Below are 12592 nucleotides of genomic sequence, written 5' to 3' on the forward strand. Positions count from 1 at the left end.
ACCACCAAGCTGAAGCCCTGCCGGAGACCGCCCCAGCCCGCGCCCCGCGCTGCCCAGAAAAAGCAAACTCACCAGCCCCGATGCTCAGCCCACATCCGCCATCCGGTTCACCCGGGCATGGCGGCCCACCGTCTTCACCAGGTCTTCAAGGTTGATCGGCTTGACCACCAGGTCCACCATGCCGACCGCTAGGCACTTGATGCGCTCTTCCGCCATGGCATGCGCGGTCTGCCCAATCACCGGCAAGTCCGGGGCCATCGCCTTGATGCGGCGCGTGGCTTCGTAACCATCCATGCCGGGCATCTGAATGTCCATCAGCACCACGTCAAAAGCCTGCGCACCGTTCTGCGCCAGGCACGCCAAGGCATCCTGACCGCCATCGACCATGGTGACCAGCGCCCCTTCGATCTGCAGCAACTCGTTCAGCACCCACTGGTTGACCTGGTTGTCTTCGGCCGCCAGCACGCGCAAACCCGCCAGGCGTTGCCCGACCTGCGCCACCGCAGTCCCCTCGTCGCCAACGGGCTCGCCCTCGCCGATCGGCACCGGGCGCACCGCAGCCGGTGGCGTGCTGACCAGCGGCAGCACCACCTCGAACCGTGTGCCTTGCCCCAGTTCACTGTGCGCATGGACTGCACCGCCCAGCATCTCCACCAGCCGCTTTGTGATCGACAAGCCCAGCCCCGTGCCGCCATACTGGCGCGTGGTGGAGCCATCGGCCTGCTCGAAGGGCCGGAACAACTCGCTCAACTGCTGCGCGCTCATGCCGATGCCCGTGTCGGCCACGGTCAGCACCAGTTGCCCATCCCGGGCGGCTGCCGACACGCTCACCTCGCCCTGCACCGTGAACTTCACCGCGTTGGACAGCAGGTTCAACAGGATCTGCTCCAGCCGCAAAGGGTCGCTGTCGCACAGCACGGGCAAATCGGGGCTCAGGTGGGTGCGCAAGCCGATGCCCTTGGCCTGGGCGCGCTCCTGGAACTGTGCGGTGGCGCGGGCCAGCAGCTCTTGCAAATTGACCGGCAGCGTCTCGATGTGCAGCTTGCCCGCCTCGATCTTCGAGAAATCGAGGATGTCATTGATGATGCCCAGCAGCAATCGCCCCGAGTCCATGATCTGCGCGAAGATCTGGTGGGCCGAGCCGCCATGGTCCCTGTGGCCGATCTGCGCCAGGCCCAGCACGCCATTGAGCGGCGTGCGGAACTCGTGGCGCAGGTTGGCCCGGAACTCGCTCTTGGTCTGGCTCAGGCGCTCGGCCACCTGGCGCGCTGTCTCCAACTCCACTGTGCGCTGCCGCACGGTCTGCTCCAGGTGCTCCTGCTGGGCCTGCAAGGCCAGCCGCGCCTGCTGCACTTCGCTGATGTCCTGGATGGCGCCTTCCACGCGCACCACCTTGCCATCCTCCAGGATGGGCTCGCCCTGGCTGCGGATCCACTTGCGCACGCCTTTCTCGCTGACCAATTCCAGCTCCAGGGTGTAGGACTGGCCCGAGTCGATGCAACGGCGCATGGTCTCGGAAATCCTGCTGCGCTCGCTGCCCTGGAAATAGCGCAGGCCATCCGTGATGGACATCGACTCGGGCAAGCTGGGGTCCAGGTCCAGGATGCGCGCGGCGCCATCGGTGCGGGTGCCGCGCAGGGTGCTCACATCGATGCTCCAGCCGCCGACCTTGGCCAGCGTGCTCATGCGGTCCAGCAGCGCCTGTTTGTCACGCAAGGCCTCTTGGGCGGTCACATTGGCGGTGATGTCCCGGGCCATGCCGAACATGCCCGCTATCTGGCCTTGAGCGTCGAACATCGGGCCTTTGGTGACCAGGAAGGTCAGCCGCCGACCATCGCGCATGGTCAGGCGGTCTTCGGTGGTCACGGTGACACCGTTGCGCTTGATCTCTTCGTCACCGGCCAGGATCAGCGCGGCGGATTCGGGTGAGAACAGGTCGTGGTCGTTGTGCCCGATGACCTGGTCGATGGGTCGACCAAGGAAGGCGGCAGCGGACTGGTTGACCATGACATACACTCCGGCCTGGTCCTTGACGAAAATGGCGTCGGTGGTGCCGTCGATCACGGCGCGCAGCAATTGTTCGCTGCGCAGCAAGGCCGCTTCGGTGAGGTGCCGTTCGCTCACATCCAGGGCCAGTCCGATGACCACCGTGCCGGTTTTGGTGGGCACGCTGCGGCCGTGGACTTCCAGTTGCACCACGCTGCCGTCACGGCGGCGCCCGGAAAAGGCGTGGCGCATTTCCTGGTCGAGGCCGTCCAGGCGCCGTTGCAATTGCTCGGTCACGCTGGCCAGGTCTTGCGGCATCACCAGATCTCGCCAAGGCACCTTGTTGATGAGTTGCTCGGGGTGGTCGTAGCCCATCATCCGCGCGAACTCGGGGTTGGCGTAGCGCAGGTGTTCGCCCTGAACGATGTAGATGCCCGCCAGCGACTGTTCGACCAGGGCCTTGAACCGGCTGTTGCCGGCCTGCTGTTCGGCCTGCCGAAGCCATTCGATCACCCGGCTCATCAGGATGCCCATGGCGAAGAACACGCCAATGGCCACCACCGAGGTGTTTTGCGCCGACATGAACAGGAACCAGGCCAGGCCCGCAGACAGCACGGTCGCCACGATGCCGGCCACGCCGCCACCCAGCCACGATGCCGCGAACACGGCCGGGTAGAACAGCAGCAGCGCGATGGGTTGGATGGCGGACCAGAAGGTCCACTGGATGGCGGCGGCCACCAGAGGGATGGCCAGGCCCCAGAGCACACCCGCCGCCGAAGCCTTGGGGAGGGGCTCATCGGACAGGCTGCCCTCGGTGTCGTCCGGCACATGCTGCAGGGTGAGCCACAGCATGAGCGCGGTCACCAGGATGAAGAAAAGACCTTTGAGGGTGGAAAAGTGCGTGATGGACGTCACGTCACTGAAGGTGGCCAGCACCCGGTCCGACAGGAATATCCACAATGCCGCGAACACGGCGTAACCCAGCGTTGCCCGAAGGCTGAATCGCTTCCGACGGGAAATCGGCATCAATGCGCTCCTGCACCACCCTGAGGGCTCAGGTGATTATGGTGCCGTGCTCAACGCCGTGCGTGAAAAGTGGCGTGCAGTGTGGTGCCTCGGTCACCTGGGCTTGCGATCAGGCTGCTTCGATGCGTGCCGTGACGGCCTTGCCGCTGCGCAAACCCAGTTTGGCCAGCAGGGCGCGGTCGCGTTCGACTTCGGGGTTACCCGTGGTCAGCAGCTTGTCGCCATAGAAGATGGAGTTGGCGCCCGCCAGGAAGCACATGGCCTGCACGGCCTCACTCATCTGCTGGCGACCGGCCGACAGGCGCACGCGCGCCGTGGGCATGGTGATGCGTGCCACGGCGATGGTGCGCACGAACTCCAGCGGATCCAGCGGTGGGGTGTCGGCCAGGGGCGTGCCGGGCACGCGCACCAGGTCGTTGATGGGCACCGATTCAGGGTGCGTGGGCAGGTTGGCCAATTGGGCGATCAGGCCAGCGCGGCCTTCACGTGTTTCGCCCATGCCGACGATGCCGCCGCTGCACACCTTGATGCTGGCCGAGCGCACGTGCGAGAGCGTGTCAAGGCGGTCCTGCATGTCGCGGGTGGTGATGATGTCGCCGTACAGCTCGGGGGCGGTGTCCAGGTTGTGGTTGTAGTAATCCAGGCCGGCGTTCTTGAGCGATTTCGCTTGAGGTTCGGTCAGCATGCCCAGGGTGCAGCAGGCTTCCAGGCCTTCTTCCTTGATCACGCCGATCAGCTCGGCCACTTTTTCGATGTCGCGGTCTTTGGGGGCGCGCCAGGCGGCGCCCATGCAGAAGCGGCTGGCGCCAGCTTCCTTGGCGGCCACCACGGCCTCGCGCACCTGCTCGGGCGACATCAGCTTGCTGGCCTTGACGCCGGTGTCGTAGCGGGCGGCTTGCGGGCAGTAGCCGCAGTCTTCTTCGCAACCACCGGTCTTGACCGACAGCAAGGTAGCGTGTTCGACCTCGTTCGCATCCCAATGCTGGCGGTGCACCTGCTGAGCCTGCCACATCAGGTCATTGAAGGGCAGGTTGAACAGCGCCAGTACCTCGGCGCGGGGCCAGCGGGCGTCGGCGTCGTCTTCCGGCGTGGTGCAGTCGCCGCCGCAACCATGGGCGTTGAGCACGGCCTTGGGCAACCATTGAACCGTTTGGGTGGTGGTCTGGGCGGACGAGGGGCTGGCGAGTAGGCTGGAAGGCATGGGCTGGACTGCGGACAAAGCAGTGCTGAAACGGTCAAAACAGGCCCCAGTGTAGGCCAGACGACGGGGGAGCGCCAAGCGGTTTGCCAGAGCGCGCTGCCCTGAAAATCGGCCACGGCCGGGGGGTGACGCGCGGGCTCTTTGCGTCAGATCGGCCTGGAGCCCCGGATCGGCATTGCGCTAAGCTCAGGCCATGCGTTTTGAACACCTGATCGAGATCAATGCCGCCAGCGTGGCCACCCAGACCGTGGTGCCACCCTTCACGCGCGAACAGCTCTGGCGCGGCCTGATGGCCCGTGTGCAGACGCCGCAGCGCTTTCCGCTGGGGCCAGACAGCTGCGACTGGCGCGAGGTCGAACCGGGCGTGATCCGGCGCACCGTGAGTTTCGGTGCCAATGCGATGAAGGACGAGGTGCAAGCCGACGCCTTTCAGAAGCTGGAATTCACGCCCGAACCGCATGGCGACACCACGCCCATCCGCCTGACCATCACGATCGAAGAGCCCCACCCTGCCCAGATGGTGCTGCGCTTTGTGTATGAAAGCGTCAGTGAGTTGTCGGCGGAAGAGGCTTACTTCAATGATTACCGCCACAACGCCTGGCTGCACAACGACCGCGACATGGTGCGCACGCTGCGACAGTGGCTGGTGGACGAAGGACTCTAGGAGACCCGAACGATGCGGAACGACGCTTTCATCTGCGATGGCCTGCGCACGCCCTTTGGCCGCTATGGCGGGGCCTTGTCCTCGGTGCGCACGGACGACCTGGCGGCGGTGCCGTTGCGGGCCTTGCTGGCGCGCCACCCCAGCCTGGACCCGGCCCTGATCGACGACGTGCTGTACGGCTGCGCCAACCAGGCGGGCGAAGACAACCGCAATGTGGCCCGCATGGCCGCCTTGCTGGCGGGCCTGCCCATGGACGTGCCGGGCGCCACCATCAACCGCCTGTGCGGCTCGGGCCTGGACGCCCTGGGTACCGCCGCGCGCGCCATCCGCTCGGGCGAGGCTCACCTGATGATCGCCGGGGGCGTTGAAAGCATGAGCCGCGCGCCGTTCGTGACGGCCAAAGCCGACAGCGCCTTCAGCCGCAACGTGGCCACGTTCGACACCACCATCGGCTGGCGCTTCGTGAACCCCTTGATGAAAGCCCGGCACGGCATTGATTCGATGCCCGAGACCGCCGAGAACGTGGCCCGCGAGTTCGCTGTGGGTCGCGAAGACCAGGATCTGTTTGCGCTGGCTTCGCAGCGCAAGGCCGTGGCGGCGCAAGTGGCGGGTTTCTTTGACACCGAGATCACGCCGATCAGCATCGCGCAGAAGAAGGGCGAGGCCACCGTGGTGTCGAAAGACGAGCACCCACGCGAGACCACCCTCGAATCGCTGGCCAGGCTCAAGGGTGTGGTCACGCCCGATGGCACGGTGACGGCGGGCAATGCCTCGGGCATCAACGATGGCGCCTGCGCCTTGCTGGTCGCCTCGGAAGTGGCCGCGCGCGAACACCACCTGACGCCACTGGCGCGCATCGTGGGCATGGGGGTGGCCGGTGTGCCCCCGCGCATCATGGGCATGGGCCCGGCGCCAGCCTCGCTCAAGCTGCTGGCCCGCCTGGGCCTGACCATCGACCAGATGGACGTCATCGAGTTGAATGAAGCCTTTGCCGCACAGGGCCTGGCGGTGATGCGCCAGTGGGGCCTGCACGATGGCGATCCGCGCGTCAATCCGAATGGTGGGGCCATTGCGCTGGGGCACCCGCTGGGCGCATCGGGCGCGCGGCTCGCGCTGACGGCGGTGAACCAGTTGCACCGCATTGGCGGTCGCTATGCCCTGGTCACCATGTGCATTGGGGTGGGGCAAGGCATCGCGGTGGTGCTGGAGCGGGTTTGAAGGGCTAGAGCACCGGGTGCGGCAGCTGCACCGGGCCGGCTGGCTGATGGCCTGCTCGCCCGCTGGACACCGCTTGCTGCAAAACCGGCAGCGCCGCTTGTGTTTGTGTGAGCGTGCTGCCCAGGCCACGCACCACGCAGACGGCGGCTGGGCCGCAACTCGCCGCTTGCCCAACATCATCCTCGTTCAACAGGCCACCGATCGCCACCACGGGCGCCGGGCTGTGGGCCACCCACCAGCGCAGGTTGTTATGGCCTTGCGGCTGCCAGGGCATGTCTTTGGTGGTGGTGGGCAGCACGGGCCCGCAGGCGATCAGGCTGGCGCCGCAACCGGCCGCGCGCGCCAGTTCCCACAGGCTGTGTGAGCTGAGGCCCAAGCTGATGCGGTGTCGAGCCGACAGCAGCAGGGCCTGGTCCTGGGGGCTCAAGGCCAGCAGATCCTCCTGGCCCAGGTGCAGGCCCAGTGAAGCGTCGGTGCTCGCGCTCAAGGCCAGGGCTTCGCGCCAATGGTCATTGATGAACAAGGTGGCCTGGGCCGAGGCGCAGGCGTCCAGGCTGGTGGCCAGTTGCTGGGCCAGGTCGGCTGCCTTCGACTTGCGGCGCAACTGCAGCAGGCGCAAGCCACTGGCCACCCCATCCTTGATGCGATCGGCGCTGTCAACGATGCCGTACAAGCCATCGGCCGGTGCGGTGAAGGGGGCAAAGCGGGTGCCTTGCAAGGCCCAGGGCAGTTGCTCGTCCAGGCCCAGCCAGGGCAAGGGCGCGCCGCCATGGTGCGGGCCTGCCGCAAAGCCTTGGCCCGCGATGACGGGCCCCGCGCCCTGGCCGGCCGCATGGCCTTGGCTCAGCGCATGGTGGGTGAGCATCTTGGCCAGCACCACGGCATCGGCCTCGACATGGCCCAGGGCCAGCGCGGCCGCGATGCCGGTGGCGAAGGTGCAGCCGGTGCCGTGCGTGTGGCGCGTGTCAATCCGGGGCGCCGTCAACCAGCCGGTGGCATGCGGGGTCAGCAGCCAATCGATCGCCTGGGCGGTGGGCGATGCGGGCTCGCCCACCGACACCGCATCGCCCCCGGTGATGACGACGCCGCGCGCCCCCAACTGTTGAAGCTGGCGGGCCATCTCGGGCAACTGGCCCTGGTCCAGGCCATGGCTGGCTTGAGGCCAGGCCAGCAAGCGCGCCGCCTCCAGCCGATTGGGCGTGATCACCGTGGCGCGGGGAATCAACAGCTTGCGGTAGGCGCTCAGCACCGATGGGTCGGCAAAGGTGGCGCCACCGGCCGATGCCCCCAGCACCGGGTCGATGACCAAGGCCAGTTGCCGGTGCGGGTCTTCGCCAGGCGGGGTGGCGGCGCGCAGGTGATCCACCCAGCGTGCCACCGCTTTGATCGCGGCCACGCTGCCCAGCAGGCCGGTCTTGATGGCGCGGGGTGGCAGGTCCAGCGCCAGTGCGGCCAACTGGGCCTCCAGGGTGCCCGCATCGACGGGGACCACGGCCTGCACGCCTTGCGAGTTCTGCGCCGTCACGGCGGCGATCACCGGGCACAGGTGCACGCCCAGGGCATCGGCCGCGCGTTGGTCGGCGCTCAGGCCAGCGCCACCGCTGCTGTCGTGGCCAGCGATGCTCCAGAGGATGGGAAGGCGATGGCTCATGGTCATCACAACAGCACGAAGGGTTGGCCCCCCACCGGCGTGGTGGCCACGGCCACGTCACTGGTGGGCATCAGGCCGGCTTCAAAGCCGGTGCGCCCGGCCTGCACCGCGTGGCGAAAGGCCGTGGCCATGCGCACCGCATCGCCCGACTGCGACACGGCCGAGTTCAGCAAAACGGCATCCATGCCCAGCTCCATCGCGGCCGTGGCGTGCGAGGGGGCGCCCAGGCCCGCATCGACGATCAGGGTGGTGTGGGGCAGGCGCGCACGCAAGGTTCGCAAGGCCCAGGGGTTGAGCAGGCCCAGGCCCGAGCCGATGGGGGCACCCCAGGGCATCAATACCCGGCAGCCAGCGTCAACCAGGCGTTGGCAGGTGACCAGATCGTCGGTGCAGTAGGGCAGCACCTCGAAGCCATCGCTGACCAGTTGGCGTGCGGCATCGACCAGCTCGAAAGGGTCGGGTTGCAAGGTCTGTTCGTCACCCACCACTTCGAGCTTGACCCAATGGGTGTCCAGCAGTTCGCGCGCCATGTGCGCCAGGGTGATGGCCTCGCGGGCGCTGCGGCAACCGGCGGTGTTGGGCAGCAAGTGGGCACCTTGCTCGCGGGCGGTGGCGCGGATGATGTCGACGAAGCCGTTGTCGCCGCCACCGGGCACGGCCAGCGTGCGCTTGAGGCCCAGGGTCAGCACCTGGCTGCCGCTGGCGATGATGGCTTCGCGCAGGACCTGCGGCGAGGGGTAGCCCGCCGTGCCCAGCAGGAAGCGGCTGGTCAGCGGTGTGTCGCCAATGAACCAGATTTTCATCTTCAGCCTCCTGTGATGGCGCTGAAACACAGCACCGCATCGCCATCGTGCAAGGTGTGTTGGCCGCGTTCGCTGCGCGGCACGAACTCGCCATTGACGGCGGTGGCCACGGCGGTGTCGTCCAGGCCTCTGGCCTGGTTCAGGTGGGCCAGCAGATCGGCCACGGTGCTGCCCAGGGGCAGCTGTTGGGTGCCTTGGTCGGTGTGAACGGTGATGAAGCTCATGTCAGCAGTCCAATCTGGTCCAGGGCTTCGTCCACCAACGATGGCGCCAGCAACCAGCCATGGCGGTACAGGCCGTTGATGCGCACGAGGCCGGGCTCGACATGGCACTCGGGCCGGTGGTCGGGCAGGGCTGGGCGCAGGTTGGTGTCCATGCGCAGGATGCGGCTTTCGGCCAGGGCGGGCAGCACGCTGTGGGCGGCGGCCATCAACTCGACCGCGCTGCGCAGCGACATGGGCGAGCGGTCTTCGGTCTCGATCTCGCTGGCGCCCACCAGCACCACGTCGCCGGGGCGGGGCACCACGTAGACGCGGTGACGTGGGTGCAGCAGGCGCACCGGGCGCTTCAAGCCCAGGCCAGGTGCGTGCAGCCAGACCATCTCGCCCCGCACACCGCGCACCGCGCAACTGGCCTTGGCGCCCACGCCGCGCAGGTCGAACACCCAGTCGTAGCGGCGGCCATCCAATTGGCCGGCCTGGATGTGCTGCACGGGTTGCGCCCAGTGCCATTGCACAGCGGGGGCGTCTGCATGCAGGTACTGCAAGGTGCGCACCGTGTCGATGTGGGCCTCGCCCGCCAGCATCCAGGCGTGCAGTCGGCCCATGGTGCTGTGCAGCGAGGGCTCCAGTTGGGTGAGGGCTGCCGCGTCCAGGGCCTGGGGTTGCGCCGCGGCAATCGGTTGAGTGACATCTACCAGGCGTGCGAGCACCCGCCGTGCCGCGCCCTGGTCGCTGCCATGGGCGACCAGCAGGCTGCCATGCTGCTCAAAGAGCCTGGGCATGCCGGGCTGACTTTGGCTGAGCCGATCGGTGATCGCCTGCCAGCGGTCGATGGACTGCCAGCCACGTTGGGCCAGGTCGGGGTCGGCGGTCTCGCGCTCGGCCATCGGGCTGAGCATGCCTGCGGCGGTGAAGCCGGCCGCGCCGTGCCCGTCAAAGGTGGGCACGGGGCCAGCTGCCGGGTCGAAGACGCTGACGCGGTGGCCCGCGTGCGCCAGGGTCCAGGCCATCAGTCGGCCCAGCAAGCCCGCGCCCGCAATGCCGATGTTCATGCTTTGCATGGTGCTGGTGCTCGCTCAGGCCTGGGGCGCTTCCGACTTGATCGGGATGTACAGCTCGCCACCCACCTGCTTGAACTCGGCGGACTTGTCGGCCATGCCCCGGGCGATGGCATCGCCATCGGCCACACCCTGTGCCGCCGCGAACTCACGCACTTCCTGTGTGATCTTCATCGAGCAGAACTTGGGGCCGCACATCGAGCAGAAGTGCGCCACCTTGGAGGCGTCCTTGGGCAGGGTCTCGTCGTGGAAGTCGCGCGCAGTTTCCGGGTCCAGGCCCAGGTTGAACTGGTCCTGCCAGCGGAAATCGAAACGTGCTTGCGACAGCGCATCGTCACGCGCGCGAGAGCCAGGATGGCCCTTGGCCACATCGGCCGCGTGCGCTGCGATCTTGTAGGCGATCAGGCCCTGCTTGACGTCGTCCCGGTTGGGCAGGCCCAGGTGTTCCTTGGGCGTCACGTAGCAAAGCATGGCCGTGCCCATCCAGCCGATCATCGCGGCGCCGATGGCCGAAGCGATGTGGTCATAGCCGGGCGCGATGTCGATGGTCAGCGGGCCCAGGGTGTAGAAGGGCGCCTCGTGGCAGGTCTTGAGCTGCTCGTCCATGTTGGCCTGGATCAGGTGCATGGGCACGTGGCCGGGACCTTCGATCATGGTCTGCACATCGTGCTTCCAGGCGATCTGCGTGAGCTCGCCCAGGGTGCGCAATTCGGCGAATTGCGCCTCGTCATTGGCATCGCTCAGCGAGCCGGGGCGCAGACCGTCGCCCAGCGAGAAGCTCACGTCATAGGCCTTCATGATTTCGCAAATCTCTTCAAAGTGCGTGTACAGGAAGTTCTCTTTGTGGTGCGAGATGCACCACTTGGCCAGGATCGAGCCGCCGCGCGAGACGATGCCCGTGCGCCGTCCAGCGGTCAAATGAATGAAAGGCAAACGCACGCCCGCGTGGATGGTGAAGTAGTCCACCCCCTGCTCGGCCTGCTCGATCAGCGTGTCGCGGTAGATGGCCCAGGTGAGGTCTTCGGCCACGCCGCCCACCTTCTCCAGCGCCTGGTAGATGGGCACGGTGCCAATCGGCACGGGGCTGTTGCGCACGATCCAGTCGCGCGTGGTGTGGATGTGCTTGCCGGTGGACAAATCCATCACGTTGTCGGCGCCCCAGCGGATCGCCCACACCAGTTTTTCAACTTCCTCTTCGATCGACGAGGTGACCGCCGAGTTGCCGATGTTGGCGTTGATCTTGACCAGGAAGTTGCGGCCAATGGCCATCGGCTCCAGCTCGGTGTGGTTGATGTTGGCCGGGATGATGGCGCGGCCACGGGCCACTTCCGATCGCACGAACTCGGGCGTGATCTCGCGCGGGATCATGGCGCCCATGGGGTTGCCGCGCAGGCGTGTTTCGCGCTCGGCATCCTGGCTGTACACGGTGCGCCAGTCGCCCACGCCATCGGCCATCTCCAGGCGGCGCTGGTTTTCGCGGATGGCCACGTACTCCATCTCGGGCGTGATGATGCCTTGGCGCGCATAGTGCATCTGCGTGACGTTGAGGCCAGACTTGGCGCGGCGTGGCGTGCGTTGCAAGGCGGCGGCCGCTTGGCGCAGGGCGGCCATGCGTTCATCGTGGCGCTCGTCGGGCTTGAGGCCATCGTCCACGGCCTGGATGCTGCGGCCGGGGTAGGACTCGGTGTCGCCCCGTGCCAGGATGGCGGCCTCGCGCACGGGCGGCAGGCCGCGCGTCACGTCGATCTCGACAGTCGGGTCGGAATAAGGGCCGGAGCAGTCGTACAAGGTGACGGCTTCGCCATTGGTCAGCGAGACCTCGCGCATGGGCACGCGCACGCCGGGCTGGCTGCCTTCCACGTAGATCTTGCGGGATGCAGGCAAAGGCTCGCGCGTCAGGCGCGTGAGTTCGCTAAAGCCGGCCAGGGCGACAGCAGGATCGGGTGCGTTCATGGGGCGGACTCCTCGGGTGGCAGTGTTGAATCACATGCTCCGAGGGGTGCCTGGGCGAGACGGAATGCTTCCATCGGCCGGGACCGCGCCATTGGCAGGCGTAAGGCCCCATCAGGTACAGCTCTTCTTTCGCCGGTATGAGCCGGATCAAGTTCAGCGGGTTCGGTCTTGGACCATCTCAGCGCAGCACGATGACGACATCATCGCGAGGCACACCCCGGAGCAGTGGCTAGTGTAGTGCCAAGTTGGCTTACTGGGCCAGGGTCGCGGTGGTGGTGGTCAGGTTGCCGGCCGGTTTGACCTGGGCAGGGCTGCCTTCGCGGTCAAACAGCAATTGCCACACCTTCGCGACCAGCGAGGGGCTGGCGGCGGATGAGACTTCTGTGGTGGTTGGTCCCAGGAGGACGAACGCCAGAGCCAGGGGTGCGATGGCAAACAGGGGGCGCATAGATTGGTAGAAAACCTGATATGAAGTTGTTGAGGCCAAGTGTATGGCTCAATTTGTCATCCTGGCACCCCCATTGCAAGGGGTGCACACCCCTAAGGCGGGGGGGTGTCATGCACCGACTGTGGCTATCGGCGTGGCCGCACGATCGTGATGCGGTGATCTCGCTGGGGCGTGGCACCCGACGAGCCACATTGTTGGCATGCGCCATTGGCTTGACCGCAGGCCGCTTTGGCCACAGAAGGTGTGGTTTTCAAGCCCAGCAGCGAGGCCAGGGCGGGCCACCAGCGCCGACCCAGGTAGGCCGCCGCCGCGAGCACGATGCCGAGGGCCACCAGGTCTTGCCAAAGCGGGCTGCCCGGCATG

Annotated in this window: 11 protein-coding genes and 1 riboswitch; of the genes, 2 read left to right on the top strand and 9 right to left on the bottom strand. The window is 66.9% G+C overall.

Going from position 1 to position 12592, the window contains the following annotated elements; all coding sequences use genetic code 11:
- Nucleotides 1-84: 84 nt before the first annotated feature.
- Both Q7V20_RS01375 and bioB read right to left on the bottom strand, forming a co-directional pair.
- Entirely contained in the window at nucleotides 85-3012 is a 2928-nt protein-coding gene (locus tag Q7V20_RS01375; protein ID WP_304786390.1) for a PAS domain S-box protein, read from the bottom strand.
- Nucleotides 3013-3121: 109 nt separating this feature from the next.
- Entirely contained in the window at nucleotides 3122-4213 is a 1092-nt protein-coding gene (gene bioB / locus Q7V20_RS01380; protein WP_304786391.1) for a biotin synthase BioB, read from the bottom strand.
- A 193-nt stretch (nucleotides 4214-4406) separates the two neighbouring features.
- Here bioB and Q7V20_RS01385 point away from each other — a divergent pair, with 193 nt between their 5' ends.
- Nucleotides 4407-4877, top strand: coding sequence for an AtaL-like protein (locus Q7V20_RS01385; protein WP_304786393.1), 471 nt, complete (start codon nucleotides 4407-4409; stop codon nucleotides 4875-4877).
- A 12-nt stretch (nucleotides 4878-4889) separates the two neighbouring features.
- Nucleotides 4890-6095: a 3-oxoadipyl-CoA thiolase gene (gene pcaF, locus Q7V20_RS01390; protein WP_304786395.1), complete on the top strand. Its 1206-nt coding sequence runs from the start codon at nucleotides 4890-4892 to the stop codon at nucleotides 6093-6095.
- A gap of 4 nt (nucleotides 6096-6099) precedes the next feature.
- On the opposite strand, the gene Q7V20_RS01395 is transcribed toward pcaF, so the two are convergent.
- From Q7V20_RS01395 to Q7V20_RS01425, 7 genes are all read right to left on the bottom strand, one after another.
- Nucleotides 6100-7746, bottom strand: coding sequence for a bifunctional hydroxymethylpyrimidine kinase/phosphomethylpyrimidine kinase (locus tag Q7V20_RS01395; protein ID WP_304786397.1), 1647 nt, complete (start codon nucleotides 7744-7746; stop codon nucleotides 6100-6102).
- 5 nt (nucleotides 7747-7751) lie between these two features.
- A complete protein-coding gene (locus Q7V20_RS01400; protein ID WP_304786399.1) occupies nucleotides 7752-8549 on the bottom strand; it encodes a thiazole synthase in 798 nt (265 codons plus the stop codon).
- 2 nt (nucleotides 8550-8551) lie between these two features.
- A complete protein-coding gene (gene thiS, locus Q7V20_RS01405; RefSeq protein WP_304786400.1) occupies nucleotides 8552-8773 on the bottom strand; it encodes a sulfur carrier protein ThiS in 222 nt (73 codons plus the stop codon).
- Nucleotides 8770-9831, bottom strand: coding sequence for an FAD-dependent oxidoreductase (locus Q7V20_RS01410; protein ID WP_304786402.1), 1062 nt, complete (start codon nucleotides 9829-9831; stop codon nucleotides 8770-8772). Before Q7V20_RS01410 ends, thiS begins: the two co-directional genes overlap by 4 nt.
- A 15-nt stretch (nucleotides 9832-9846) precedes the next feature.
- Nucleotides 9847-11781 (bottom strand): phosphomethylpyrimidine synthase ThiC, encoded by a 1935-nt coding sequence (gene thiC, locus Q7V20_RS01415; RefSeq protein ID WP_304786404.1) that lies wholly within the window; start codon nucleotides 11779-11781, stop codon nucleotides 9847-9849.
- A 107-nt stretch (nucleotides 11782-11888) separates the two neighbouring features.
- A riboswitch (TPP riboswitch) is annotated at nucleotides 11889-12011 on the bottom strand.
- A gap of 20 nt (nucleotides 12012-12031) precedes the next feature.
- A complete protein-coding gene (locus Q7V20_RS01420; protein WP_304786406.1) occupies nucleotides 12032-12229 on the bottom strand; it encodes a hypothetical protein in 198 nt (65 codons plus the stop codon).
- A gap of 125 nt (nucleotides 12230-12354) precedes the next feature.
- Nucleotides 12355-12591 carry a hypothetical protein gene (locus Q7V20_RS01425; RefSeq protein WP_304786408.1) on the bottom strand — a complete coding sequence of 79 codons (237 nt, stop codon included), beginning with the start codon at nucleotides 12589-12591 and terminating at the stop codon, nucleotides 12355-12357.
- Nucleotide 12592: the final 1 nt, after the last annotated feature.

The sequence above is a fragment of the Aquabacterium sp. genome (genome assembly GCF_030652515.1).
Lineage (GTDB): Bacteria > Pseudomonadota > Gammaproteobacteria > Burkholderiales > Burkholderiaceae_C > Aquabacterium.

Coding starts and splice junctions, on each gene's coding strand:
- Q7V20_RS01375 (WP_304786390.1), bottom strand. CDS start 3,012: ATGCCGATTTCCCGTCGGAAGCGATTCAGCCTTCGGGCAACGCTGGGT.
- bioB (WP_304786391.1), bottom strand. CDS start 4,213: ATGCCTTCCAGCCTACTCGCCAGCCCCTCGTCCGCCCAGACCACCACC.
- Q7V20_RS01385 (WP_304786393.1), top strand. CDS start 4,407: ATGCGTTTTGAACACCTGATCGAGATCAATGCCGCCAGCGTGGCCACC.
- pcaF (WP_304786395.1), top strand. CDS start 4,890: ATGCGGAACGACGCTTTCATCTGCGATGGCCTGCGCACGCCCTTTGGC.
- Q7V20_RS01395 (WP_304786397.1), bottom strand. CDS start 7,746: ATGAGCCATCGCCTTCCCATCCTCTGGAGCATCGCTGGCCACGACAGC.
- Q7V20_RS01400 (WP_304786399.1), bottom strand. CDS start 8,549: ATGAAAATCTGGTTCATTGGCGACACACCGCTGACCAGCCGCTTCCTG.
- thiS (WP_304786400.1), bottom strand. CDS start 8,773: ATGAGCTTCATCACCGTTCACACCGACCAAGGCACCCAACAGCTGCCC.
- Q7V20_RS01410 (WP_304786402.1), bottom strand. CDS start 9,831: ATGCAAAGCATGAACATCGGCATTGCGGGCGCGGGCTTGCTGGGCCGA.
- thiC (WP_304786404.1), bottom strand. CDS start 11,781: ATGAACGCACCCGATCCTGCTGTCGCCCTGGCCGGCTTTAGCGAACTC.
- Q7V20_RS01420 (WP_304786406.1), bottom strand. CDS start 12,229: ATGCGCCCCCTGTTTGCCATCGCACCCCTGGCTCTGGCGTTCGTCCTC.
- Q7V20_RS01425 (WP_304786408.1), bottom strand. CDS start 12,591: ATGCCGGGCAGCCCGCTTTGGCAAGACCTGGTGGCCCTCGGCATCGTG.